We start from the raw sequence: 24,817 nt of genomic DNA, 5'->3' as shown, positions 1-24,817 counted from the left end.
ACGGAGTTTTCACAGAGTTTTTTTACCACATAGCCACAGAGAAAACATAGTTTTAGAAGAATTGAAAAATTACCCTAAATATCATTTTTACAAAAGCTCCAGAGGAGCGATTTGATTGTAGCCCCGGGTTTCAACCCGGGGTAATAGGGTATCAATTTTGTTTCCCTCCCGTGCAGGATCATCATTTGGAATGCATGGGTTGGTGCGGGAGGATGGAAACGGATTTATTTAACGGATTGAAAATCCTTGGATAAGGATTCGACATTGCAAATGTCGAATAGCAGAGGGAATAACAAATAGACCCATTTAATCCAATCCCAATGCCTCGATTTGAAGCTTTTGGAGTTCGGTTTTTAGGTTGGCAAGAGTTTCTGCGTAGGCTGGATTCCCGATCAAATTGTTCATTTCATAGGGATCGGAATTTAAGTCATAGAGTTCTGCTTCATCAAATCTGAGCCATTTGATGTATTTGAAATCATCCTTGATGATCACCCGGTAATCCAATTGGGCGGTCCAGGGAAAAGGCTGTTCATTACTAAAGTATTCCACTAAAGCGGAGGATCTGATTTCTTTCTCCTGACCCCTGATCAAAGGCAGCAGGGATTTTCCCTGTATGGTTTTAGGCATTGCTAGTCCCGCCGCATCCAAAGCAGTGGCTGACAAATCAATAGACAATACCAAACCGGCTACCTTTTCTTTTTTGTTAGCTAGTAGGGGATAGGTAATGATCAGTGGAGCTTTGATCGATTCTTCATAAGGCAATCTTCGCTCCAGAGAAAATCCATGTTCCCCGAAAAAATAGCCATTGTCGCTGGTCAGGATGATCAAGGTATTTTCATAAACCCCTTGTTTTTTGAGTTCAGCCACAATCTTTCCTAAGCTTTCATCGACCGCAAGCATCATTTCAGCACGTCGTTGGATAGAGGCTTCCGAGACACCCAGGTCCATACTAGTTCCCCATCTGGGATCTTCTTCCAGGATAGTAGATCGGATTTGAAAGGCATTTTGAATGACCGGCTTGTCCGCATCTGCCTCCGCTGTGGGGGAATAGGAGGGCCTTCTTTCAAAGATTTTTCCTTCATACATTCCTTGGTGTCGTGCTGCAGGGATAAACTCCTTGGGTACACTCAAATCTGTACTTCCATCATTTCGCTGAAAGGATTCCGGATGAATGGCTTTGTGTCCAATGTACAGGAAAAAATTCTCGTTGGAATTGTTTTTTATAAACCCCACAGCCTTCTCCGTAAATACATCGGTGGTATATCCTTTGGCCTTGTAGGAGCTATCTCCCTCATAGAGCAAGGGATCGTAACTGCTGCCTTGTCCTTCCATGCAGACCCAGTAGTCATAGCCCGGCCGTGGAGCCGAACTGTTCCCCATGTGCCACTTTCCGATATGGGCTGTTTTATAGCCGGCTTCTTGGAGGTATTTTGGGAAAAGGTCGAGCATAAAACTTGCCTGATCCCGAGAAGTGTTGTCAATAATCCCATGTCTGGAGGGATACTGACCGGTCAAGATACTGGCTCGATTGGGAGAGCAAAGCGGAATGGCATGATAGGCTCGATCAAAAGTGGTTCCTTCGGCAGCCAAGCGATCAATATTGGGCGTCTGGAGATAGGTATGTCCACCGCCGCTCCATTCATCAAATCGCATGTCATCCACCACGATCACCACAATATTTGGGCGAGTACTTTGGGATATGGCTTGGCCGCTGAGGAGGCAAAAAGCAAAAATGGAAAGTAGAATTTTCATGTTAGAAAGATGAAATCGAGTGGATGATTTACTAAGACAAAGGGAAATCGAAGATACTAAAATACGCTTTGCAAAATCATCCAGCTAGGGGAGACCAGTTTCGATAAATCATGCAAAAACACGAAGCGATTCCCGGTCTTTAGATTTTCCCAATTTCGATTCGGAACTAATTTGAGTAAGTCTTTCCATGTCTTTCACAAATCTTCCAGCTAGGGTTTTGCCTCAATCAAACTCTTTGATTCATTTCAGGTTTCTAGGACATGGAACCCTACGCAATCATCGACGAATCTTCCTTTCCAATTATTAGAATTGGATTTACCGGAGCTAAAAGCACGGATGAAAACTTTCAGGCTTACCTGGATCAAAACAAGGCTTGCTATCGCAATGGTGGCCCGCTCGTCCTGATCTTCGATGCCACCAAAGCCAGTATTCCCGACATCGCCCATCAAAAGATGCAGGCCAACTGGCTGAAGGAAAATGAAGCCCTGATGAAAAGTCATTGCTTGGGTACGGCCTATATTATCCCCAATTCCCTGATCCGCGGCATCCTCAATATGATCTTTTCTTTTCAAAAGCAGCCTGTTCCATATCAGATTGTCAAGACAAAAGCCGAAGCCCTAGATTGGGTCCAAGGGATGCTGGCTGGGAAATAGGAGGGATTATTTAGTTACCCTAAAGAAAGCTTTGCCGAAGCCTGATAGAGAAATGGCGGGATGGGTTCATTCAACTCCCAGTTGATGCTCATAGGCTTCGAACCGTAATGATCCTGAAGAATTAGAGGCACTCCTTTAATTCGATAAATTCTTCTTTAGTGATGACAGAATACTCTCCCCAGATTTTGAAACTGTGAAGAAACTCTGCCGGGTTGGTATCCGGGGTGAATTCGTAAAGTGCGAAACTCAAATCATCTCCTTCTTCCAAAGCTTCCTTAAGAGATTCCATACCTTCTGCAGTCAACATTTCTGAAGCTTCTTTGCCAAAAAGAAAATATACAGTTTTCATAATGATGAGAATTTCAGTTAACAATTCTTCTATTTGCCTGCAATAGATTAAGCTAGTTGATTGATTTTTAGTTTATCCAAAACTGCTGGCCTTAAGTCTTCAATCAACTGAAACTTCTCATTGGTCAGCAAACCACCTTTTACTTCTTCAATTTTGAGGTTATAGGATTCGAAGAAATGGCAAATAGTCTCAATTGCGGATTCTGAATAAGAAGCCAAACCCCGAAGTAGATTTACTTTTCGAAATATCAAGGTTTCATTACTAAAATTGTGGATGATCAATTCTCCTTCAAAATAGCCTCGGAGAATCGGTAATTGTTTTTCGGTTCCCAGCGAAACAAGCACTTCCAAAGTCACAGGGTAAAAGTTTTCCCAATTTTGATTAATCCAATTCATCAATGCGATAGCTGAAGCAATAGCTTCTTGGGCTGTTTTAAACCATTCTGGCCACATTAGATTTTCAAAATCATACCTACTTAGAATCCCTTTCAATTGACTCATGGAAAGATGAAAAGGCTGGGATGGATTATCATAACTTGATTCCATTACCGAAACCAAAAACTCATCTTTGAATCCAAGGAATTCTAAATAGCCATTCGCTTCATCACATTCGGCGATCATCCAGTTTACTGGTAAGGTTTCGGGCAAATGATTTTTATACATAGTATGTTTGTTGAAATGGTTGACAAATCAGATTACCTTAAGATAAGGAAATATTACAAATGTTTACAATAGTGAACATTTTTGATTCAAGAAATTTCAATGGATATAAAAGAGGAGTTTGGAAAGCGCTTGGCGCAGATGCGAAAAGAACGGAAAATCTCGCAGGAGCAATTGGCAGAATTGTCTGGATTAAACCGCCCCTATATTTCCGGGATCGAGCAGGGCAAACGGAATGTATCCTTGGAGGTAATTGTTAGTCTTGCAAAAGCATTGGGAATTAAAACCAAGGAACTATTTGAAGAATAAACCCTACATACGTCCCAAAATAGCAATCCCTCAATTCTCTGAGGAGAACGGTTTTTATACTACCAAAGCCCGTTCCTTCAATATGTCCCAAATCAAATCCAAAGGGACTAAACCAGAAAAACTTTTAAAGAAAGCCTTATGGCAAGCAGGAGTGAGGTACAAAACTCCAAAGAAGTCACTTTTCGGTAAACCTGATATCAGTCTGAAAAAATACAAGCTGGTGATCTTCGTTGACGGTGCTTTCTGGCATGGCTATGATTGGGAAAACCGAAAACATACTATCAAATCCAACCGGGAATTCTGGATCGCCAAAATCGAACGAAATATGCAGCGGGATCAGGAAGTGAATTTCTACTATCAATCTAAAGGCTGGACTATATTGAGGTTTTGGGATTTTGAGGTAAAGGGGGAGTTGGGGGTGTGTTTATCTGAAATTCAAAAGATAACTAAATCATAAACTTGACATTTTTTGTCTCATTTAAATCAATTAAATTTTTTGATTAGAATCCCCAACTGAATTAAATATCTTTGATTATCGTATAGCCCGATTAAATAATGACTGTAAAATATTCTGAATTGAGAAAAAAGTACAAGGTTGAAATCAAAAAACCAGAACAATCAGAATTAGCTTTTTTAACTCATTTTCTGCATTCTTCCACTAGTGACCAAAGAGAATACTATAAAAATGGCGCATTAGATTACATTGAAAATAATCTTGGACTAGCTGAAGACCCTTGGTTGCAAGGAGTTTTACCAATAAAATGGGATATTCCTTTTCCTCCTCCAGAAAACCCACAATTTAAATTTATAGATCTCTTTGCAGGTATTGGAGGTTTTAGAATGGCATTTCAAAATCTCGGAGGTAAATGCGTTTTCACCAGTGAGTGGAACCACTACGCCCAAAAGACCTATGAAGCCAATTTTGGAGAAGTTCCATTTGGTGACATTACAAAAATAGACGAAACGGAAATCCCTGATCATGATATCTTAGTAGGAGGATTTCCATGTCAGCCTTTTTCCATAGCAGGGGTTTCTAAGAAAAATTCTTTGGGAAGAACTCATGGTTTTTTAGATGAAACTCAGGGTACGCTTTTTTTTGATCTAGCAAGAATTCTGAAGCATAAAAGGCCAAAGGCTTTTCTTCTGGAAAACGTAAAGAATTTAGTCTCCCATGACAAAGGGAAGACATTCAAAATTATTTCTGAGACACTGAGAGAGTTAGGTTATAATATTCATTATCGAGTACTAGATGGAAAATATTACGCGCCACAGCATCGGGAGCGTATTATTATTGTAGGCTTTGACACGAATATATTTAATGGGGAAGAGAATTTCTCATTTCCTGAAATGCCTGAAAATCCCCCAATGGTTGTAGAAGATATTTTGGAAAAGGAAGTAGATGAAAAATATACCTTGTCTGATAAGCTTTGGGATTACCTTCAGAAATATGCTCAAAAACACAAGGCAGCAGGAAATGGCTTTGGTTTTGGCTTGGTCAACTTTGATGGAATTTCAAGAACTTTAAGCGCCAGATACTATAAAGATGGCTCGGAAATACTAATTCCTCAGGATGGTAAAAATCCGCGTCGCCTTACGCCAAGAGAGTGTGCTAGACTTCAAGGTTATCCGGAAAATTTTGTAATTCCTTTTTATATTTCGGATACTCAAGCTTATAAGCAGTTTGGGAACTCTGTGGTTCAGCCATTGATGGAAGCAGTGGGATCTCAAATTATTAAGTCTTTTAATGAATATGACCTTAGATAGCTTATTTAGTATTTTTTCTGCTTATGGGTGCAAAAAGATTTTTGTTAAAAGCCTATCACCCAATGATAATTCAAAAAATCAAGTTTATCTCGCTGGTAGCTTTGATATATTAAATGTGTTCCCAATTAAAGAAATTGTAGCAGATTCTTCGGGTAATTGGGAACGAGATAGATTTAAAGCAAGCGTTGATTTTTTATGGATTACAGAAGAGGGGAATCTGAGCCCAGCTCCCAAATCACAATTGATTTTATATCCTAAATACCCTGAAATTAGGTTTTCAGGATTTTTACAGAAATCAGAAAATCCACCTTCAGGTCTTATGACTATTAGGTTGGCCGAAAGACTTCTCTTTTTGGCGGTAACTGATCATGGTCAAATCCTTGGGTATGTGGCCCATCCTGATTCGTCATTAGCAACAGATTTTAATTCTATCAAAGAATTAGAAGAATATGGAGTCTTTAAGGTCTATGAAATTCAATCAGAAAAGGTAGCTAAAGAAGAATTGTTAAATCAATTGCAACGAATACATAATTTGGGATATATCGAATCTAAAAGACTTGATAAAGATGGTTCCATATTGCAATGTTTAGCTCCAAATTGTGGGGGATATACACTCGAGGCTGAATTGGGTATTACACCAAACGGTTATTCAGAACCAGACTTTCTGGGTTGGGAACTCAAACAATTTGGGGTATCTAATTTCCTCAGGACCCAAAGTGCAATCATCACCCTAATGACACCAGAGCCAACGGGTGGTTTTTACAAAGAACAAGGAGTAGTTGAGTTTTTGAGGAAATATGGCTACCCAGACAGGAATGGTAAAGAGGATCGGATCAATTTTGGGGGAGTACACAGGATTGGTGTTTTACATCCATTGACCAATCTGAAAATGGAGCTTATTGGATTTGATGCAGATATAGGGAAAATAAAAAATAGCGATGGACGGATTGCACTCATTGATGACACAGGCATAGAAGTGGCAACTTGGTCTTTTGCATCTTTATTAAAGCATTGGAATAAAAAACACAATCTTGCTTGTTATATTCCTTCACTCTCCCAAATTAAACCTGAGCGGAAATATTGGTATGGCAATAAAGTTACTCTAGGATCTGGAACTGATTTTACTTTAGTCCTCCAAGAAATGGCTGCAGGAAATATTTATTATGATCCAGGGATTAAAATGGAAAATGCCACTAAGGGAACTCCAAAAACAAAAAGGCGCAGCCAGTTCAGGATTAAATCTGGAAACCTCGGGAACTTATATAAAATGAATGAAAAGTTAGATTTACTCAACCTTTAATATTGATTCGCCTTTTTATTCAAAAAAATATTGATTAACGGACATAAATTTATTTCTAAAATTGATTGGGTTAGAAATTGATTTCTTGTTGTTTTTAAATGATTTCTCAAAAACTTATTACCCGAAAGACTTAAAAAGCAGTTTTGGGATATCTGCTGGTATTGAAAATGTATAGATTACGTTTGAGAAAACTCTTTTTAATCGGGAACAATTTGAGATGAAAGGTAGATTGATTTTTATTCGTTCTATTTTATGGATAAACTTAAGATGGTTATTCTTTTCTAAGATTTTAATTAAGACTAAGAAGGAAATTTTTAAATCTATCATTTATAGAAAGTAAATTTAATTATAGTATTAAATTTGATTATGAAATTTGAATATAATCCCAGAATATTAGAGCAGCTCGGGACAGAGTTAATTACATCTGATGAAGTAGCATTCACAGAATTGTTAAAAAATTCTTATGATGCTAGAGCAAAAGATGTCAATGTACATTTTTTGGACAATATTGATCAAATCAACCATTCCAAATTACTTATTCCTATTAATGAAAATCTCTTTGCTAAAGTAAAAGGTGTTATTGGTGATAATCGGTTAATCATTATTGAGGATAACGGGACAGGAATGAGCAAAAAGACTCTTAAAGAAGGTTTTTTCACCGTAGGGTCAGATCTCAAAAAGAGTCTTAAGGAAGCTGAAGCTAAAATAAGTAGAGCAGATAAAATTACTTTGGGAGATAAAGGACTTGGTCGTCTTGCTTCACAGCGGCTTGGACCAATTCTTATTGTTGAAACCTCTACTAACAACAATGATGAAAAGAAAATACACTTTGTTGAAATCGAATGGATAAATTTTTTCAATGATTTAGACCAAGACGCACCTGAAGCTGAGTTTGAAAAAGTATCAAGTCAATCCTACACAAGGCTCTGGTTTGTAGAAGATAAAGGTTTTGATCGCTTTATTGATGACAAGAGGCCAGAACAGCTTGGATTATTCTCAAATTCTGAAGACGATGATGACGATGTGATCGTACTTCAAGAAGGGCTACAATCATCAGTAAGTTTTCTTTACTCACCATTTGAGAAAATTGAAGAACAATTCAATATTAACTTTTACCTAAACGGCAAAAGAGTTAAATCGTCATTCCACAACGAAAGTATACAAATTGCCCAATCAATTCATAGGTTCACACTGAAAGAAAAAGATGGAAAAAAAACATTGAATATAGAATTGGAGCTAAAACCTTGGTATATAGAACTCCTACATCTTCGAGTACTTGGTAAGAATCTTTTTCAGAGAGGGAGAAAGAGCTCTGAATTTTATATTTCGCTTTTAGAAAAATATAAGGATAGGATCGACAGAAATCTTAAGAAAGAATATTTTCTTGATGAGTTTATGGAGAAAGAAATGGATGGAAAGAATCGATTATTTAAGTCATCAATTGAAAAAATTACTCCTATAAGCAGTGAAGTTTATTCTTTCCATAGAGAGGCATTTCGGTTAAATTTATTAGTAGAAGGTGCAAAAAATCAAAGTTTAATTCCGAAAGGAGAAAATATTAAATCTATAAGAAACTTTTTGAATTTCCATAATGGAATCAAGTTATATAGGGATAAATTTAGAATTGCCAATTTAGGGGATAAGGATAGTGATTGGTTGAATCTTCAACAAGCGCGAACAAGAGGACAGCAATTTTTTCGTTTTGAATTAGGAAATGTTATAGGCTATGTCAAGTTAAATGATTTTTATCAAAGATATATTAAGGAAATTAGTTCGAGGCAAGAGCTTAAACAAAATGAATATTCTATAGCATTAAAATGGTTTCTACAAAGAATATTTAATCATGATTTTTATAATCTCAGTACAACAGCTTATTATTTAATTCGAGATATTCTTTATGAAGAAGATTTAATTCCTAAAAACACACCTAAAGAATTAAAGGAACAAGTTAATGAGTCTGAGAAATTATTAAAGCAGACATTGGTCGATTTAGAGAAATTTAAATCAGGATTTGAGGTGATTAGTAGTAATATAAATTTGGATTCTCAGGAAAAAATAAAAGCAGTTCAGAAAATAATAGCTGAATTAGACCCCACAAATTATGGCTTGTCAAATAGTTTGACTAGCAGCATTAGCACTTTAAAGGCTGCTAAAGATACTCTAGTTATAATTGAAGAAAGACAAAAAGAGTCGTATAACAATTACAAACTAATGGCTAATGGTCTCATTACAGAAGTAATGACTCATGAATTGCATTCAATTCTTTTGAATACAAGATCTGGTACAAATTATACCACTTATGTAGAGGCTCTGAAATCCTATTTGCTAGATATGAAAGAAATTGGATTGTATAAGGACAATCTTAAACCTGTTTCAGAACGTCTAGATTTCTTACATACTAGAATTGAAGAACTTGACTTATTCTACAATTTTTTGGAAAAAACATTTATCAAGCAAGGAACTTCAAATGAGTTTGTTAAAGAAAATATCTTTGAGTTTACTTCAGACTTTCAGTTTAGATTTAGTAAAAGACTTAAAAAATTAAATACTAATCTTAATTTTATTGGACCTAATAATTATACTTGGTTTATTCCAAAAGGTAGCCTAACACATGTGCTTTATAATTTAATTGATAACTCTCTTTATTGGATCGGAGAGAGACAAAAGAAGAGTGCCTATGATAACACATACAAAAGAAATGAACACGATAGAATAACTATTGAAAAAATTGATGAATTGACTTTGCATTATTACGACTCAGGAATTGGTGTATCACCTGATATGCAAGACGTTCTTTTCCATCCATTTCAATCAGGAAAAAAAGAAGGTAGAGGCATGGGAATGTACATCGTCAAAAAACTTCTTGAATCCTTTGGAGGAAATATTATACTATTACCTGAAGAAAATATGTATGGTAATAGGTTTATTTTTTCACTAGTTATAGGTGATAATCCTAATGAATAAATTTCAGCAACTTATAGATACGCTTAAGACTGATCTGATCATCCTAATAGATGATGATTTCACTCCAGTCACAGATTCACAGGAGATAGTTACATTTATATGTTGCTTGAACCAATTAGATCGTGATCTTTTTATGTTGAGTTTGGCAGGGATTGAGAATGATCTTATTGCTCCATTAAATAAACTGGTAGGTGGATTGAGCGAATTAGAGGAGATTACACCTGATGATCAAAAGTTTATTGAGGCTGGTTTAATATCAGATTTACTAAAGCATAAGGGATTAGATGACTTAAAAGATATTGCAGATACTGTAATTCGGATCATTGAGAGTATGGAGAGTAAAGATGCAATTGCTGAGCTTTCAATGATGTATGGATTAAGATTAAAGGAAAGCACATTAACATACAATCCGTTTTTTGAAAGCTTGAGTGAAATTGGCATAGATAAATCCATAAGACTATACAGAGGCCTTATTGGAGATGAGTTTACAAAGTTTGAAGAAGATATAAGGATTGTAAATGAACGACGAAGAAATAAATTTCCTTTGCTTATTGTTGATAGACAATTGTCTGATGGACAGTTAGGTAGTGAGATAATTGACAATTTGAGGGATGGAAATAATGAAATCAATAGATTTTTCAGCGTTTTGTATACTTCTCAGTTAGTAGAAGAAATCGAACCAAATAATCTGGAGAGTTACTTTCATATCCAATTGCGGAAGGATGATGCTCAAGCTCTTAACAAGGTATCAGAAGCACTAGCATTATCAGCATTCGCTACTTTTTTTGATCAAATATATAAATACCGGAAAGAGTCTTTAGATTCTTCAAATCGATTAGTAATAGAATCCGGTATAGAAAATATGTTGTATTTGGCTGGTATGGCACATACTGATGGTGATACAGTTTTTAATGTATTCAATAAATGGTTTGATCTTCTTTCTAATAAGAAAGTTCAAGACAAACTATTAAATGATGACCCAGAAGGCTTTGATATAAACTTCATGATTGGCCTCACAACTTTAATTAATTCAAATTTCATTTCATCTATTACCGGTAATAGAGGTTTGGACATTCAATTTCACCGCGAACTTGAAGAGATGGAAACCTTTGAGATATTCAATCAAAGTATTAACAAATTCTGTTCTCCTCCTGCACCAGGTGATATATTTGAGATAGATAGTCAACTTTATATGCTTGCAGGACAAGAATGTGACTTAGTCGTAAGATCAAATGGAGCAAATGTTAACCGCAATGAAAAACTTGCAGAATTAATTAAATGTTCATTCTATGAACTCCAGCAGGATTCAAAAGTAGATTCTTCTCAAATTAATCGAGTAGTAATTAATCACTTTGATTATAATGGAATAAAGGGGCTACTGGAAATTGATTTAGGCACTAAGAATTTTTTTGACTTCCGAATATTAGATTTATGTAGTTTAAACGAAGATGGTTTTTCTCGATATTCCAAAAGCAATTTTCCTCTTCCTTCAATTATTAAGTTATTGCCTGAAAAATGGACTAAGTATTTTCCAGAATTAATTGAAGAAATCAATGATAAAATTAAGGTTCATGAATTTATTTTAAAAGAAGGTATTAATCCATCTTCACTTACTGGAGACTATAGTTTTAATGTATCCCACCAAATTGAAGATACTATTATAATTTTCCCGATTAAAAGAATCGCTCGAATTAAGGGAGAATTTAGGGAATATGTTTTGCAAAGATATTGGCAATATAAAACTAGAATGGGATTGAACACTATCGGCCTTTATCAAAGAGTCCCCATAAAAATTCAAAGTATCCATTTTGGATTCCCATACAACTTACAAGAAGTTCAAGGAGATCATCAGGCTTGGTTACAACTGACGGGAAACCGAGACAAGAATAGAGATAAATCTAAATTAGACCTTATTTTAAGGAAAGAAGACATAATATCTGTTTTAACGCCTGAATTTGTACAGGCAGTTAATAATCTCAGCGTTAACGAAATAGTAATTTCCAAAAAGGTATTCAAGGAAAATAAAGTAGTGTTCTCAAAGAATTGGGTAGAAGAGAATTTATCTTTGAAAATTGAGTTTCCACTTTTTAATGAATATGCAAATCACAGTTTTATAGGTATTGATGGTTTGACGGCTTTTGATCTATTTGGAAAGGAATTTATTGATTCTAATATAAATCTTAAGCAAGCTATGGTGGTTTTAGGTGAAAATTCATTCCCCCTTTTACCTGAAAACAATCCTCCATATAGATTGAGCTTAGAAAATCTTCTTTTATGTCAAATTCACATGCCAGTAGAAAACATCAAATTAGAATTTGATCGAGAACAGGGGAGGTTGTTAAAAACAGGAGTTTTAAATAATTATGGGAGTAAACAATAACAGCATTCTAGAGGCCATAAATTATAATGTGCTTTCTCTCTTCTCTGGCGGAGGTTTTCTGGATATCGGATTTATCAATCAAGGTTTCCAGATAACAGAAGCAGTCGAGATTAATCAATATTTTATTGAAGCGTACAATTTTGGTTTAAAGTCATACTTTGAAAAATCTGAAAATCAGTATATTAAAAATGGAACTGTTAAACATATTCCGACACTGCAACCTGTGGATGCATCCTGTAAAAAGCAACAGAGACGTTTGAAAATTGAGCATTCCAATATCACAGGGATAATTGGTGGCCCTCCTTGTCAAGATTATTCAGTAGGTGGAAAAAATGGAGGAATTGAAGGGGAAAGAGGTAGACTAATTTATAGTTATCTTGATATCGTTAAAAAAATCAAACCAAAGTTTCTGTTTTTTGAAAATGTGGAAGGACTTTATAAAACGAAGAGGCATAGAATTGCTTTTGATGCTTTTGTAAAAGAAATTGAAAATTCAGGTTATTATGTATGGCATGATCTATTAAATGTTCTTGAATATGGGTATCCACAAGATAGGCCAAGAATAGCACTTGTAGCATTTCAAAAAAGGATAATTAATAAAGTCAAAAAGGCTGGATTTCAACTTGAATTTGACAATCTTAAGTTGAAATATTCTCATGTTGAAAATCAGGTATTTCATTGGCCATCTCCATTATTCAAAAATCCGAAGAAGTTTAAATGGCCAGAGAATTGGGAATTTGGAAATAGTAAAGGAGAATTTGAATTGAACGGACATTCTTCACTTTGTGTACAAAGTGTAATTGGAGATTTAACCGATGAGCATCCGAACCAAAAAGAGCATTTTAACCCAAAATCAATAAAATTTTCTGAAATTTCTGAAGGTGATACTAATAGAAAATCTTTTAAGAGATTACATCGCTTCAAATATAGTCCTACGGTAGCTTATGGAAATAATGAAGTTCATTTGCACCCAACAAAACCAAGAAGATTAACAGTACGGGAGGGGCTAAGACTTCAAACAGTCCCAGATGAATACATTTTGCCTGAAGAAATGCCCTTAACTCCCAAGTTTAAACTTATAAGTAACGGTGTTCCAACTGCAAAGGCTGAGTTGATTGCTATTGAGATCAAAAGAACTCTAAATCTGTATTATGATATTATTAGAAAAGAGGATAGTGAAAATTTAAGTTAGGATTTCATTTAGTGTCCATAAGGAGAAAAGTTATTGCCTTTTAAGATGTTTTATTTGGCTGATTCCTAATTAGCTCATTTTAATTTAACTTGATTAAGTTATATTCTTACTCTGATCATATATTTTAGTGTCTGATCTTGTTAGCTGAAATTTGTAAAGATATTATCTGAATACAACGAGAATAACATACTTTTCAGATGTTAACTTAAAATCTTGATTTAAGGTTAGATTCATTGAGTTGGCTTCCGCATTTTGGGCAACTAGGTTTCATTTGATGTAATATTTCACTCCAGCCAGTTGAAGATTTAGTTTGATAGGAATCACCATTTAAATTTTCAAGTTTATAATATTCCCAGAAATCTGATGAATAAGGAGTATCGTTTTCTCTTAAAATGATATACCCATTGTGGCCACATTCACAAGTAACCAATATTTTAGTAGTCATAGTCATATTTTAGCAGTTATTTTTAATGAATATATCTAGTAAGTTTCAATTGAAGATCAATGAATTTTGTCAAAATGGTAATCTTGAAGAATTTCGACAGGTTTTAATTTTAATTTTCGAGAAAATTGAGAATGAGAATTGTTCAATTTCGGCGCGATACGATAGAGGTGCTTCTGTTCATGAGTTTCAGAATTCTAACGGTGAGTGTAAAATTCGAATTCCGATTATGAACTATTGTGATAATCCGATTGAAGCTATTTGGGTTATTTTGCATGAGTTTGGCCATCACATGTCTGGGGCCATTTCACTTTCGGATTTCCGTAAAGCTGGCAATGAATTTATCTTGGATCGTGAATTAAAAGCATGGGATTATGCTAGAAATGAATTAATAAAAATTCCAGAGCTTTTGTCTAGAATCAAAGATTTTGATTCTTTTGCTGGGAAATGTATTGCTTCCTATGAAAGAAATTTATAATCATGGGTCCTATTATCCACTAAATCTTATAGGTTTTTCCTTCGAAATAAATTTGAGTTATTTTTTGAAGGGTAAGACTATATATCCTTGTTGCCAAAATATCTTCAGGTCTAAGGTGAAGTTCACCTCTGAAGTATTTTTCAACATCCAAAATATTTTTGGCAATCATAGAAATTTTGTCTTCAGGTATTTTTTTAAGTAGATTTTCATCAATTAGCTCTAAAATGTCATTTTCCGATTTTGCTTGTTCTATCTTCATTTTTTTTAAACTGGTTTCAAAAATTTAATTATTTCCCTTCATCCTCTATACTTCTTTAGCTAAATCCAATATCGTTTTAGTCAAAACTCTATCTGTGCACCCTTCTTCATGTTATTATCCAATCATCTTTCTAGCAGTTGAAAAAGATGATTAACTAACCCGTTTTGATCTTAGGTTTGAAATACTAGATTTCATTTAAAGTTATTATTTTATTGGATGTAAAAGATGGTTTTATTTCTGCTTTTCAATTTATTATAAACCAATTCTTAATAGTTATCGAGACCTAAGAAAATTTTCCAATAAGTAGTGAAGTGAATCTAAGCCAACTCCCTTAAATCCACCGGAACCACTCTGGAAACTCCCGCTTCGATCATGGTGATGCCGTAGATAATATCTGTGCTGGCCATGGTGCGCTTGTTGTGCGTGACGATAATAAACTGGCTCTCGTGGCTAAACTGCTGGATAATCTGGTTGAACTTATCGATGTTCGCATCATCCAGTGGGGCATCCACCTCATCGAAGATACAGAAAGGCGCAGGCTTTAGCAGGTAGATGGAAAAGAGTAGGGAAGTGGCGGTCAGGGTCTTTTCCCCTCCGCTCAGTTGATTGATGGTCAGCGGTCGTTTGCCCTTTGGCTTCGCCAAGATCTCGATCGCCGATTCCAGTGGATTATCCGGATCGACCAGGGTCAGATCACAGTCATCCTGCTCGGTAAAGAGGGAGCGGAAGACCTTGATAAAGTTGGTCTTGATCTGCTCAAAGGCTTGCAAGAAAGTCTCTTTGGCCACCTGATCGATCTCAGAAATCGTGGAAAGCAAGGATTGCTTAGCCTTGATCAGGTCTTCTTTTTGGCTGGTAATGAAATCGTACCGCACCTTGATCTCATCGTAGGCTTCCATCGCCATCGGATTGATCGGGCCGATTTTCTCCAGTTTTTCTTTTTGCTTGCGTACCAGTTCTCTGAGTTCGGCTTCCTGGAAGTCCGCGAATTCCGGAGCGAGTGCAGGATTTTCTGCCATCAGTTCATCCAGATCCAGCTCAAACTCCACGCTGAGTCGCTCCTTCATGCCGGTCATCTTCAGCTTGATTTCATTGCTCTGGTTTTCCAGTTCATGCAGCTGCTGATCATGGGCTTCCTTGGCACGCTGGTAGCTTCGGATCTGCTGGTCGGTCTCATCAATCAGGGCCCGACTGCCGTAATAGTCCTTTTCAGCTTCGGTCACGCCGCCTTCGATGGCTTCCTTCTCGCTGTACAGTTCGATCAGCTCATCATCCTTGATCTCATTGGTATCGAGTAGGGTACGAATCTCCCCATCGAGTTGAGCCAGTTCGGCCTGGGACTTTTCTATCCGCTCCTTCGAACCCTCATAGGCCGATTGCTTGAATTCGATCTCCTGATCCAGACTTCCCACTCGATTGAGCTGCTGATGGTAGGTGATGTTTTCGGCATTGAAGGCCTGAGACTTTTCCGCCAATCGGGTAGCTTCGGTTTCCAGACTTTCGTTCAGTTCTTCCAGTTGGATTTGCAGCTGCGCAAAGCTTTCTTTTTCCAGGCTTAGCTCCGGTTGGATGCTTTCCAGACTTTCCTCCAAGGAAGCGATGCGCTCGAGGATATCCTCCCGCTTATTAGCATTGCTGGACAAGAGCTCCGCCAGCTGCTCCTTTTTGGTGCGGATGGAGACGTAGTTTTGATTCGTCTCATTGATGCGATTTTGCCAGTCCTCGAGCTCCTTGCGGTAGTTCTTTTCCTTCAGCTTCATCAGATCGGAAAGCTTCTGATCCAGATTGCTTCGGGTGGTGCTGACCTTCTTGCTCAGTTCTTTGATTTCCTTGTCCAGCTTTTCCAAGTTCTTGGCTCGACCGATTCGCTTTCCTTCGAAAAGGCCCACGGAACCTCCGGAAATGGAGAATTTACGCTTGGTGTATTTGCCTGATTCGGAGATAAAAATCGCATCCGTATTGGTTGGGAAATCCCGGTAATCTCCCGAGACAATGTAGACATTGTCCAGGATAAAGTTGATCAGCCGGGCATACTTCACATCGTACTCGATGATCTCCGTAGCCGCGATGGCATTGGGGAAAAGCTGGCTTTGGCTGGACTTGAACTTCTCAAAATGATCGAGAACAAAGAAATTGGCTTTGCCTCGTGCCGAATCCGAAAGCAGCTGAATGGCCGCAATGGCCTGCGCTTCGGTTTCTACCACATAGTGATTCATGTAGCCATCCAGGAAATTCTCGATGGTAACTCGGTAGTTTTCATCCGTAGTCAGGAGATCGGAGAGGAGGGGAATATCCTTGCCCCAACTTGGATTTTTCTTGAGGAATTTGATGGCCTCGGGAAATCCTTCCAGATTTTCGACCAGGGATTTGGTGAGGTTGAATTCGTTGGTCTTGGAGTCCAGCTTACGGGAGGAAGAAGTGAGTTCTTCCCGGATCATTTCGATCACGCGATTGGTCTCTTCGATCTTTTGGTCCAAATCCTCCTGCTTGGCTTTGAGCTTTTGAAAGCCATCCATGGACTCATCCAGTTCGGATTTCAGTTCGACGATTTTGCTTTCGAAGTCCACCAAGGAAGCCTCCTGCGAGGAATCATCAGAGGAAGTTCGCTCGAGTTCCTGCTTTAAGGTAGAAAGCTGAATCTGTTTGATTTCAACCTCTTTTCCGAGTTGATAGACCTTTTCCTTGCCCTTTTCAAAGGCGAGGTTAATTTCCTTTTGGGATTGCTGATGCTCCGAATGAATGAGCTTTTGAGCATCGTAGGCCTCCCGAAGTTCGGAGACGATGTATTCCTTTTCGGCCAGCATCTTTTCGGCAGATTCCTTTTCCTGCTGTAGGGATCGGATACTGAAGCCCGCTCGATCATTGGACTTGCGATCCGTATCGATCTGCTCCCGCAGTTTTTGGGATCTATCCTCAAGGAATCGGAGTCGTTCGTTTTTGATTTTCTTTTCCGATTCAAAAGCCCGGATTTTATTCACATGCTCGTTCAATGCCTTCTGGCGAGAGGAGAGCAGTTTTTCTTTGCTGATAAGATCCGTTTTGAGTTGGGTCAAAACTGCTTCCTGATCGGTGATCCGAGTTTGGAATTGGAGTTTCTGATCACTTTCATCCTGGATTTTTTTAGCTGCATCGATGAGGGCTTTGCTGTATTTCTCGATGCTTTTCTTCGCAAGGTTGATGCTGGCTTCCCGGTATTCGGTTTTGATTTCAAAGTACTTCGTGGCTTGCTTGGCCTGCTTTTCCAGGCTTTTGAGGTTTTTTTCAATCTCAAAAAGCAAATCTTCCACTCGGGCCAGATCGCCATCGGTATCTTCCAGCTTGCGGAGCGTTTCCCGCTTTCGGTTTTTGAATTTGGAGATTCCTGCCGCCTCTTCGAAAAGCTCACGACGGGAGTTGTTTTTATCGTTGAGCAACTCGTCGATCATTTTCAACTCGATGATCGCATAGCTATTCGAGTTGATCCCCGTATCCATAAAGAGGTTGGTGATGTCCTTCAATCGGCAAGTGACGCCATTGATTTGGTACTCACTCTCTCCGGATCTGTAGTAGCGACGGGTAATGGTAACGTAGGTGTACTCTGTAGGGAGGAGGTTTTTGGTGTTTTCAAAAGTCAGGGAAACTTCGGCCAGATTGGAGGGTTTACGGTTTTTGGTCCCGTTGAAAATCACGTTTTCCATCTTGTCCGATCGGAGCATTCGGGTTTTCTGTTCGCCCAAAACCCAGCGGATTGCATCCACTACATTTGACTTGCCGCAGCCATTTGGGCCTACGACACCGGTGATCCCTTTGTCAAAATTGATCACCATTTTATCACCAAAACTTTTGAATCCCTTGATCTCTAGCTTACTGAGCAGCATACGCTATTTTTTCCTTCGAATTAAACAAACAAAATAAGACCAATCGGGGGATTGTCAAAGGAAAATACGATTGTTAATTTGTCAACAGACCACGGTTAACAGACGACAGCCGATTCTAGTTTGTCTTTTGGACGCATATGAGAATTACTTTTGAGCGTTTCGTCAAAGACATTATTGAATTAGCGGTAGACTGTGGTCTGTGGACCGTTGACTTAAAATCCTATTTGAATTAGCAGTGGACTGTAGACCGTAGACTTAAATAAAAACATCCGTCAAAGACATTTCGGAAAATGCGGTGGACCGTCGTCTGTGGACTGTTGACCGCTCACAAACTTAAAATTTACTCCAAAATTCAGCTACTCTCCCAAGAAACATTTATCTTGACCCTATGGATTTGGGAAACATCGTTTACATCTTGGCAGTGATAGGATATTTTATCTACCAGGCTACGCAAAACAAAAAGAAAAAACAGCGTCAGATGGATGCTTCGGGAACGCCTCCTGAAGAAGAGGAGCGACCGGTTTCTTTTGAGGATTTGCTCAAAGAAATCCGTCAGGCGCAAAGTCCAAAGCCTGTGCAGCAAACACAAATTCCTACACCACAGCCTCAGAAGCCTTCTCGTGGTTTTGAATCTACTTACGAAAAGCCCAAGTCCGACAGTAGCTATCACAAACCTGAATCCACTTACACACAAAGAGAATCTACTTATCAGAAGCCTGTTTCTTCTTACGAAAAGCCTGCGAGTACTTATGAGAAGCAAAAGTCCTGGTACGATAAAAAGGATGATGATGAGATCAAGTATTACGAAGGTGCTTATGAGGAAAAAGTACGTACTAAAATCTCCGATGCGGGTAAATCTCCGGAAATCCCAACTTTGGAAATTGAACGAGGCGATGTGAAATCTGGTAAAGTCAATCCATATGCTCAACTGCTGAAAAATCCCAAGTCAGTGCGAGATGCGATTGTTTTGAATGAGATTTTGACGAAGAAGTATTTTTGAAGTTGGTTGATTGGGAGAATAGGAGAATAGAGATTAGAGAGTAAGAGAAAAGACAATAGGGATTAGGGATTAGGGAAAAGGGATTGGGGGATAAGAGAATAGAGAATAGGGAAAAGAAATTGGAGATTAGGAGAGTAAGAGAATAGGAGAATAGAGAATTAGAGAATAGGGATTAGAAATTTTTTATGCGTCTCTGGGACGGAATCTTAACTAATATCAAAAAGCATATTTCGTCGAAGGTTTATTTCGGCAAAGCCCTATTTCACCAAAAGTGTATTTCTGAAAAGCAGTATTTCGCCGAAGGGGTATTTCAGCAAAGACTTATTTCATCATAGGTATATTTCTGCGAAGCAGTATTTCACCGAAGGCGTATTTCAGCTAAGCTTTATTTTACCGAAAGGCTATTTCAAAAAGTTCCTTTTATCATATTTTTTTTAAACAACATAATCCAAACTAGGTTCTAATCTCGTAAATCCCACAAAACGAGATCAATGGAACAAATCAAATCAAAGTCAGGTAGTCTGACTAAATCCCGAAGAGAATTTATCGAGCGTGCAGGAATGACTGCCGTGATGACCACATTTGGTCTTTCATTTTTTACAGCATGCTCAGAATCAGAAGAGCCTAATCGCCCTAATACGCCACCGCCAACCGGTTCAAATGGAGTAACTGTGTCGGGAAATACCATTCGAATTGATTTAACTTCTCAAGCTGCACTAGCTGCCACTGGTGGTTGGTTGTTGGTCATCGATGCTCAAACGCTCGTTGTCAATGTTGGAGGTTCTTATCGGGCCTTGACATCAGTTTGTACGCACTCAGCATGCGATCGTAACTGGACTTTTGCCAGCAGTAAATTTACCTGTACTTGCCATGGTTCGGAGTTTGACACTTCCGGAAATGTCTTGCAAGGACCAGCAAATCAACCCTTACGATCATTTACCACCGCCTTGAATGGAACAGTTTTAACTGTAACCAAGTAATGAAGCGGCTAATACTCCTTTTCTTTTTTATTACCAATGTCAGTGCGGCGCAAAGCTTCATCACAGAGTCGGGGAATGTGAATTTTCTTTCCAAAGCTCCTCTGAGTGAATTCAATGGAGCTTCTGATCAGTTGAATGGCTTAATTGATTTGTCCCAAAATCTACTGGATTTCTATGTGGATTTAAATACCCTGGATACTGGGATTGGACTTCGAGACAAGCACATGCGGGATAATTATTTGGAAACAGAGAAATATCCCTTTGCTGAGTTTACAGGAAAAATAACGCCGATTCCTTCCCTAACTATCGGGACTAAAAGCCCCGTGACTGCTGCAGGGAAGTTTAAAATTCATGGGGTGGAGCGAGAAATACAGGTGAAAGGAACGCTAAGTAAAAATGCCAAAGGTGAGTTGGAGTTAGAAGCAGGCTTTGAAGTGCTGCTTTCAGATTATAAAATTCCACTTCCAAAGTTGGTCTTTTATGAGCTAGCAGAAAATCAAGAAGTCAGTATCAAAGCCACTCTGAAACCCAAAAAGTAATGAATCGATTTTTACTCTTTTTTATACTTGCTTTACTTCCTTTAACTCTTTCTGCACAGTTAGAGCGAAAGCTTGTGAATGAAAATCAACCTGTGGAGTTGATCTTCCATGCACCAAGGCACATTAATTTATTGACCGTAGAGCCCTTGGATAAAAAGTCTATGCATTTTGCCATTATGCACACCTTCGGGACCTTGGATGGAGGAATTGAGAATCTATTCGGTTTGGACAATGGCGCAAATATTCAATTCAGTTTTGAGTTTGCCTTGAGTGATAAATTATCCCTTGCCGCTTCTAGAAGCAGTAGAGACAAGGTTTATAATGTCTTTGGCCGATATCATATCTTTCAGCAAACCCAAAATGGAAGCAAACCTTTCTCTTTGAGTTTGGCAGGTGGAGCCGGGGTAAATACTTCCAATTATGATTTCCTTCCTGAAGCCGCTCCGACTTTCGGAGAGCGGACGAGTTACTTTGGTCAGGTAATGTTGGCTCGAAAGTTTTCTCCGAAGATCAGTATTCAACTCACACCAATGATGGCCTATTTTACTGATCCAAGACCTGTCTATCAGATTGAAGGCACGGAGCAGTTCTATCTGGCATTAGGATTTAGCGGGAAATTTAAAGTGACTGATCGTAGCTCACTTTCCCTTCAATACATTCCAAATTTGAATACAGATCTTCGAAATAACTTTGGAATAGGTTGGGATATCGAGGCAGGAGGACATGTGTTCCAAATGTATTTCGTGACTTCTCAAGCGCTAAATGAGCAATATTTATTGGCTGGGGGAAATGGTACGATTGGAGATGAGTTTCGACTGGGTTTCAATGTGAATAGGATCTTTGCAATGGGGAGAAGGAGGTAGGGATTGGGAGAATAGGAGCCCCGATAGCTATCGGGGGAGAATAAGAGAATAGAGAATAGGGATTAGGGAAAAGGGTTTGGGGATTAGATAAAAGGGATTAGGGAAAAGAGAATAGGAGAATAGGAGATAAGGAGCCCCGATAGTTAGTGGGGGAGAATAGAGAATAAGAGAGTGGAAGATATTTTTGTGTCCTAGGGACGGAATATTAACTGATATCGTGAAGCATATTTCTCGAAACAGTATTTCGCCGTAGGCGTATTTCACGAAGTGTATTTCACCAAAGGTCTATTTCCGCGAAGCCGATTTCAAATTCATTCCTTCAACGTATACTCGTACACCGTTATATTTCCTGATTTCCGTTCTTCGACGAGCTCATAGTTTTTCGCTAGCCATGGATTGATCGCATCGATATCCACTTGCTCTTCGGGGTATGCATGTTGGTAGTAATCGTAAATCAGCACTTTTAATCTTGAAGGAAAATCCCGAGAATCTGTAGGGAATTTGTATAAAGGAATTATCAAATCCTGGGCTATTGAATCATTTGGAATTAGTACTTTTTTACTAAAATCCAGAAAGCTATGAGTATATATAGGTTCTTTTAAGTCAGTGACTTGTGTTTCTTTACTTAAGTTTTCAATTAAGCCATCGTACTGCTTAAGATTCTGCTGATAATAGATCGAATACATCGCAGGAAGAATTAAGATTAGCAGCAAGGAAATCAATTGGATTTTTTGATTTCGAAGAAAAACAGGAAGAATCAAAACAGCATTGAATGCAGCCATTTTCCAATCCTGCATCAGTAAGGCGATCACTACTCCCAAAATCAAAAGTCCTGCAATTCGAAACTGCCATTTTCTATTGCTTTGCCATTCTCCCCAACCCGACCCAATCAGATAAGCTAAAAGTGGAATCAAGATGATCAGGTGTCGAGGATTGAGGTAGATGGGATTGTAAAATTTCAGATTTGTGCTCATAAACCAAAATCCAAGAAATAAGGAAGCAAAGGCCAAAGTGAAGCTAAAGGCAGGACTATTTCTATTTTTCCATCCAAAAGCCATTCCGGGCAATGCAAAAACAAGCCACGGCCAATAAGCTCTTTCTACAAAAGTTTGAAAGGGAAGAATCGTCAAACGCTCCAAAATTGACCAGAAACCTTTGTCTGCATAGGTATAAGCTGAGATGTAGTGTCCGGCTTGAAGCGAGTTGATCCGATAGAAAGGATCTCCAAATGCCATCCAGAAATAGCTTAAATAAGTTATGCCGAGAATGATTCCAGTAAGTAATATCCAAGTGTAGAATTTGAAACTTACATTTCCTTCTTTTCGGTCAAAGTAGAAAAGAAGTATGGGGAAAGGAGCTAGGAAAACGATCGTTTCTTTGGTAAGAAAACCCATAAAGAGCGCAAACACCAGAAGGATTCCAGCTTTGATTGGATGCTGATGCCGATAGATAGCTGCAAAAGGAACAAGACATGTCCAGAAAACAAGCAAACTGTCAGGATATACTTTGGTCAAAAAATGCAGGAAATACACCGGCGTACAAAACCAAAGACTCATCCAAGTCAATTGTAAGTTGCCCTGAGTAATTCTAAGAAGTAAAAAATAAGTGGCTATGTAACTAACCAAGGAAATCGCAGAAACCGTATGGGGATCATTTCCAAAAAGAAAACCGATCAGTCCTGCCGGAATATATGCTCCCCAGCGGGTGCTGAAGTGATAATCCGAAAAGACCATTGTCCCATTCCAGAAGCTTTCTCCTGCCAGCATGTAAAAGACATCATCACTGAAGGTGATCCCATCGAAGCCCACCCACCAATAGCTTATTAGAAAAAACACAGCGTAAAAAGAGACTTGATATCTCTTGACTTGTGCTTTGATATCTAAGGAAATTTGACTCATTGCTCAAAAATAGCCGAAATATTTTCTTTTGAACTAGATGATCAAAAATGACAATAACTGTCATTCAGTTTTTGGATCAGGGATTCATTCTTTAATTTGGAACTCTAAATACAAAAGTAATGGCGCAGGCATCTCAGATCGAACAGCAGAAGATTTTACGGGTTTTTAAACTGATCAATTTACTTCAAAGTAACATTGGTAAGCCGGTTCATCGATTGGCAGAATTACTTGAAACAGATGAGCGGACGATTTATCGCTATTTCAAACTGCTGGATGCTTTGGGTTTTGAGGTAGTCAAAGAATACAGCAAATACAAGATACAGCAACAGACTGGAATGGATCAAACCCTGAATTATGGGGCATTTTCGGCAGAAGAAAGCCAATGGCTTCGAAGTATGATTGAAAGTCAGGGAAAGGGAAATTTGCTTCATGATTCTATTCTGAAGAAGTTGGCCGTACGATCTGAAGTGAAAAAAGTTACTGAAGAACTCTTCAAGGCCAATCTTGGTAGGTTGGTAGATGAAATCGGAAAGGGGATTCAGGAGAAAGTTCAGGTTTGGTTGAAGGATTACTATTCCCTGAGTTCGGATACTACCAGTGATCGACTGGTGGAGCCAGTGGCTTTTTCATCCAATTACGAAGCAATTCATGCATTTGAGATTGAAAGTAAGAGCATGAAAGTTTTTAAGATCGAGAGAATCGGAGAGGTAGTTTTAAGTCAAATCCCTTGGTCTTTTGAATCCAAGCATTTGTTGCCGGGTACTCAGCTTTTTGGGTTTTCCGGAAAGAATAAATTTTTGGTCAAATTGAAGCTTAGTAAAAAGGCTTATCAATTGATGATGGAGGAGCATCCCAATGCCCGGCCATTTATGTATATCAAGAATAGGAACAGCTATTTTTTCAATGGAGAAATCCCTCAACTTCCGGGTTTGGCAAGATTTATTTTAGGGCTTCCGGGTGAAATTACGGTTGAGGAAGGGGAGGAGATGAAGTCCTATTTGAATGATCAATTGGCTCGGGCGAATTTTTGAATTAAAGTTTTGTAATTCTTGTGCTTTACCATTTTAGATTCTCAAATCGATAGCTTGAGAGAAGAAACTTATTTTTAAATGTTGGTATTCAGAGCTTTAATTTTTAAATTCCTTTATCTATCTATTTTTAATCAAATCCTTTTTAATC

Annotated in this window: 21 protein-coding genes; 14 read left to right on the top strand and 7 right to left on the bottom strand. The window is 38.2% G+C overall.

The features are described 5' to 3' along the window. Window positions 1–306: 306 nt before the first annotated feature. On the bottom strand, window positions 307–1,752 hold the full coding sequence (locus BVC88_RS14285) for a sulfatase-like hydrolase/transferase (protein ID WP_075351373.1): 1,446 nt from the start codon (window positions 1,750–1,752) through the stop codon (window positions 307–309). 260 nt (window positions 1,753–2,012) lie between these two features. On the opposite strand from BVC88_RS14285, the gene BVC88_RS14280 reads away from it, so the two are divergent. Then, a complete protein-coding gene (locus BVC88_RS14280) occupies window positions 2,013–2,405 on the top strand; it encodes a hypothetical protein (RefSeq protein WP_075351372.1) in 393 nt (130 codons plus the stop codon). 121 nt (window positions 2,406–2,526) lie between these two features. On the opposite strand, the gene BVC88_RS14275 is transcribed toward BVC88_RS14280, so the two are convergent. Together BVC88_RS14275 and BVC88_RS14270 are read right to left on the bottom strand one after the other, a co-directional pair. Then, a complete protein-coding gene (locus tag BVC88_RS14275; RefSeq protein WP_075351371.1) occupies window positions 2,527–2,754 on the bottom strand; it encodes a hypothetical protein in 228 nt (75 codons plus the stop codon). Window positions 2,755–2,801: 47 nt separating this feature from the next. Beyond that, window positions 2,802–3,416 (bottom strand): hypothetical protein, encoded by a 615-nt coding sequence (locus tag BVC88_RS14270; protein ID WP_075351370.1) that lies wholly within the window; start codon window positions 3,414–3,416, stop codon window positions 2,802–2,804. Window positions 3,417–3,515: 99 nt separating this feature from the next. Between BVC88_RS14270 and BVC88_RS14265 the strand changes: the two genes are divergently transcribed. The 7 genes from BVC88_RS14265 to BVC88_RS14235 all read left to right on the top strand — a co-directional run bounded on the left by BVC88_RS14265 (window position 3,516) and on the right by BVC88_RS14235 (window position 13,322). Next, entirely contained in the window at window positions 3,516–3,722 is a 207-nt protein-coding gene (locus tag BVC88_RS14265) for a helix-turn-helix domain-containing protein (RefSeq protein ID WP_075351369.1), read from the top strand. Beyond that, window positions 3,712–4,179 (top strand): very short patch repair endonuclease, encoded by a 468-nt coding sequence (locus tag BVC88_RS14260; RefSeq protein WP_245803651.1) that lies wholly within the window; start codon window positions 3,712–3,714, stop codon window positions 4,177–4,179. The genes BVC88_RS14265 and BVC88_RS14260 overlap by 11 nt, the downstream gene beginning before the upstream one ends. Window positions 4,180–4,298: 119 nt before the next feature. Beyond that, a complete protein-coding gene (gene dcm, locus BVC88_RS14255) occupies window positions 4,299–5,486 on the top strand; it encodes a DNA (cytosine-5-)-methyltransferase (RefSeq protein ID WP_262481240.1) in 1,188 nt (395 codons plus the stop codon). After that, window positions 5,467–6,786: an MvaI/BcnI family restriction endonuclease gene (locus BVC88_RS14250; protein ID WP_245803650.1), complete on the top strand. Its 1,320-nt coding sequence runs from the start codon at window positions 5,467–5,469 to the stop codon at window positions 6,784–6,786. The genes dcm and BVC88_RS14250 overlap by 20 nt, the downstream gene beginning before the upstream one ends. A gap of 366 nt (window positions 6,787–7,152) precedes the next feature. Then, the gene (locus BVC88_RS14245) at window positions 7,153–9,750 is read left to right on the top strand and encodes an ATP-binding protein (protein ID WP_075351367.1); all 2,598 of its coding nucleotides are present in this window, start codon (window positions 7,153–7,155) and stop codon (window positions 9,748–9,750) included. After that, the gene (locus BVC88_RS14240) at window positions 9,743–12,130 is read left to right on the top strand and encodes a hypothetical protein (protein WP_075351366.1); all 2,388 of its coding nucleotides are present in this window, start codon (window positions 9,743–9,745) and stop codon (window positions 12,128–12,130) included. The genes BVC88_RS14245 and BVC88_RS14240 overlap by 8 nt, the downstream gene beginning before the upstream one ends. Next, window positions 12,114–13,322 carry a DNA cytosine methyltransferase gene (locus BVC88_RS14235; protein WP_075351365.1) on the top strand — a complete coding sequence of 403 codons (1,209 nt, stop codon included), beginning with the start codon at window positions 12,114–12,116 and terminating at the stop codon, window positions 13,320–13,322. Before BVC88_RS14240 ends, BVC88_RS14235 begins: the two co-directional genes overlap by 17 nt. Window positions 13,323–13,527: 205 nt before the next feature. Here BVC88_RS14235 and BVC88_RS21185 read toward each other — a convergent pair whose 3' ends face one another. Then, the gene (locus BVC88_RS21185; protein WP_139316575.1) at window positions 13,528–13,767 is read right to left on the bottom strand and encodes a hypothetical protein; all 240 of its coding nucleotides are present in this window, start codon (window positions 13,765–13,767) and stop codon (window positions 13,528–13,530) included. Window positions 13,768–13,792: 25 nt separating this feature from the next. Between BVC88_RS21185 and BVC88_RS14230 the strand changes: the two genes are divergently transcribed. Further along, a complete protein-coding gene (locus tag BVC88_RS14230; RefSeq protein ID WP_075351364.1) occupies window positions 13,793–14,242 on the top strand; it encodes a hypothetical protein in 450 nt (149 codons plus the stop codon). A 19-nt stretch (window positions 14,243–14,261) separates the two neighbouring features. On the opposite strand, the gene BVC88_RS14225 is transcribed toward BVC88_RS14230, so the two are convergent. Both BVC88_RS14225 and smc read right to left on the bottom strand, forming a co-directional pair. After that, entirely contained in the window at window positions 14,262–14,501 is a 240-nt protein-coding gene (locus BVC88_RS14225; protein WP_075351363.1) for a hypothetical protein, read from the bottom strand. Window positions 14,502–14,818: 317 nt separating this feature from the next. Beyond that, on the bottom strand, window positions 14,819–18,358 hold the full coding sequence (gene smc / locus BVC88_RS14220) for a chromosome segregation protein SMC (RefSeq protein ID WP_075351362.1): 3,540 nt from the start codon (window positions 18,356–18,358) through the stop codon (window positions 14,819–14,821). Between the two features lie 388 nt (window positions 18,359–18,746). On the opposite strand from smc, the gene BVC88_RS14215 reads away from it, so the two are divergent. The 4 genes from BVC88_RS14215 to BVC88_RS14200 all read left to right on the top strand — a co-directional run bounded on the left by BVC88_RS14215 (window position 18,747) and on the right by BVC88_RS14200 (window position 21,740). Then, window positions 18,747–19,358, top strand: coding sequence for a hypothetical protein (locus tag BVC88_RS14215; RefSeq protein WP_075351361.1), 612 nt, complete (start codon window positions 18,747–18,749; stop codon window positions 19,356–19,358). 491 nt (window positions 19,359–19,849) lie between these two features. Beyond that, window positions 19,850–20,338, top strand: a complete 489-nt coding sequence (locus tag BVC88_RS14210) for a QcrA and Rieske domain-containing protein (protein WP_075351360.1) — start codon at window positions 19,850–19,852, stop codon at window positions 20,336–20,338. Beyond that, window positions 20,338–20,877 (top strand): YceI family protein, encoded by a 540-nt coding sequence (locus BVC88_RS14205; protein ID WP_075351359.1) that lies wholly within the window; start codon window positions 20,338–20,340, stop codon window positions 20,875–20,877. Before BVC88_RS14210 ends, BVC88_RS14205 begins: the two co-directional genes overlap by 1 nt. Next, window positions 20,877–21,740: a DUF5777 family beta-barrel protein gene (locus tag BVC88_RS14200; RefSeq protein WP_075351358.1), complete on the top strand. Its 864-nt coding sequence runs from the start codon at window positions 20,877–20,879 to the stop codon at window positions 21,738–21,740. Before BVC88_RS14205 ends, BVC88_RS14200 begins: the two co-directional genes overlap by 1 nt. Before the next feature lie 311 nt (window positions 21,741–22,051). Here the strand turns inward: BVC88_RS14200 and BVC88_RS14195 are convergent, their stop codons facing one another. Further along, a complete protein-coding gene (locus tag BVC88_RS14195) occupies window positions 22,052–23,638 on the bottom strand; it encodes an ArnT family glycosyltransferase (RefSeq protein ID WP_075351357.1) in 1,587 nt (528 codons plus the stop codon). A 119-nt stretch (window positions 23,639–23,757) separates the two neighbouring features. Here BVC88_RS14195 and BVC88_RS14190 point away from each other — a divergent pair, with 119 nt between their 5' ends. Continuing rightward, window positions 23,758–24,669: a helix-turn-helix transcriptional regulator gene (locus BVC88_RS14190; protein ID WP_075351356.1), complete on the top strand. Its 912-nt coding sequence runs from the start codon at window positions 23,758–23,760 to the stop codon at window positions 24,667–24,669. Window positions 24,670–24,817: the final 148 nt, after the last annotated feature.

This window comes from Algoriphagus marinus, from assembly GCF_001936475.1.
Classification (GTDB): Bacteria; Bacteroidota; Bacteroidia; order Cytophagales; family Cyclobacteriaceae; genus Algoriphagus; species Algoriphagus marinus.
The sequence above is the reverse complement of the archived record's forward strand: the minus strand, read 5'-3'. Positions and strand labels throughout refer to the sequence as shown.

Coding starts and splice junctions, on each gene's coding strand:
- BVC88_RS14270 (WP_075351370.1), bottom strand. CDS start 3,416: ATGTATAAAAATCATTTGCCCGAAACCTTACCAGTAAACTGGATGATC.
- smc (WP_075351362.1), bottom strand. CDS start 18,358: ATGCTGCTCAGTAAGCTAGAGATCAAGGGATTCAAAAGTTTTGGTGAT.
- BVC88_RS14250 (WP_245803650.1), top strand. CDS start 5,467: ATGAATATGACCTTAGATAGCTTATTTAGTATTTTTTCTGCTTATGGG.
- BVC88_RS14210 (WP_075351360.1), top strand. CDS start 19,850: ATGGAACAAATCAAATCAAAGTCAGGTAGTCTGACTAAATCCCGAAGA.
- BVC88_RS21185 (WP_139316575.1), bottom strand. CDS start 13,767: ATGACTACTAAAATATTGGTTACTTGTGAATGTGGCCACAATGGGTAT.
- BVC88_RS14225 (WP_075351363.1), bottom strand. CDS start 14,501: ATGAAGATAGAACAAGCAAAATCGGAAAATGACATTTTAGAGCTAATT.
- BVC88_RS14230 (WP_075351364.1), top strand. CDS start 13,793: ATGAATATATCTAGTAAGTTTCAATTGAAGATCAATGAATTTTGTCAA.
- BVC88_RS14235 (WP_075351365.1), top strand. CDS start 12,114: ATGGGAGTAAACAATAACAGCATTCTAGAGGCCATAAATTATAATGTG.
- BVC88_RS14240 (WP_075351366.1), top strand. CDS start 9,743: ATGAATAAATTTCAGCAACTTATAGATACGCTTAAGACTGATCTGATC.
- BVC88_RS14190 (WP_075351356.1), top strand. CDS start 23,758: ATGGCGCAGGCATCTCAGATCGAACAGCAGAAGATTTTACGGGTTTTT.
- BVC88_RS14205 (WP_075351359.1), top strand. CDS start 20,338: ATGAAGCGGCTAATACTCCTTTTCTTTTTTATTACCAATGTCAGTGCG.
- BVC88_RS14265 (WP_075351369.1), top strand. CDS start 3,516: ATGGATATAAAAGAGGAGTTTGGAAAGCGCTTGGCGCAGATGCGAAAA.
- BVC88_RS14215 (WP_075351361.1), top strand. CDS start 18,747: ATGGATTTGGGAAACATCGTTTACATCTTGGCAGTGATAGGATATTTT.
- BVC88_RS14285 (WP_075351373.1), bottom strand. CDS start 1,752: ATGAAAATTCTACTTTCCATTTTTGCTTTTTGCCTCCTCAGCGGCCAA.
- BVC88_RS14275 (WP_075351371.1), bottom strand. CDS start 2,754: ATGAAAACTGTATATTTTCTTTTTGGCAAAGAAGCTTCAGAAATGTTG.
- BVC88_RS14195 (WP_075351357.1), bottom strand. CDS start 23,638: ATGAGTCAAATTTCCTTAGATATCAAAGCACAAGTCAAGAGATATCAA.
- BVC88_RS14245 (WP_075351367.1), top strand. CDS start 7,153: ATGAAATTTGAATATAATCCCAGAATATTAGAGCAGCTCGGGACAGAG.
- BVC88_RS14280 (WP_075351372.1), top strand. CDS start 2,013: ATGGAACCCTACGCAATCATCGACGAATCTTCCTTTCCAATTATTAGA.
- BVC88_RS14200 (WP_075351358.1), top strand. CDS start 20,877: ATGAATCGATTTTTACTCTTTTTTATACTTGCTTTACTTCCTTTAACT.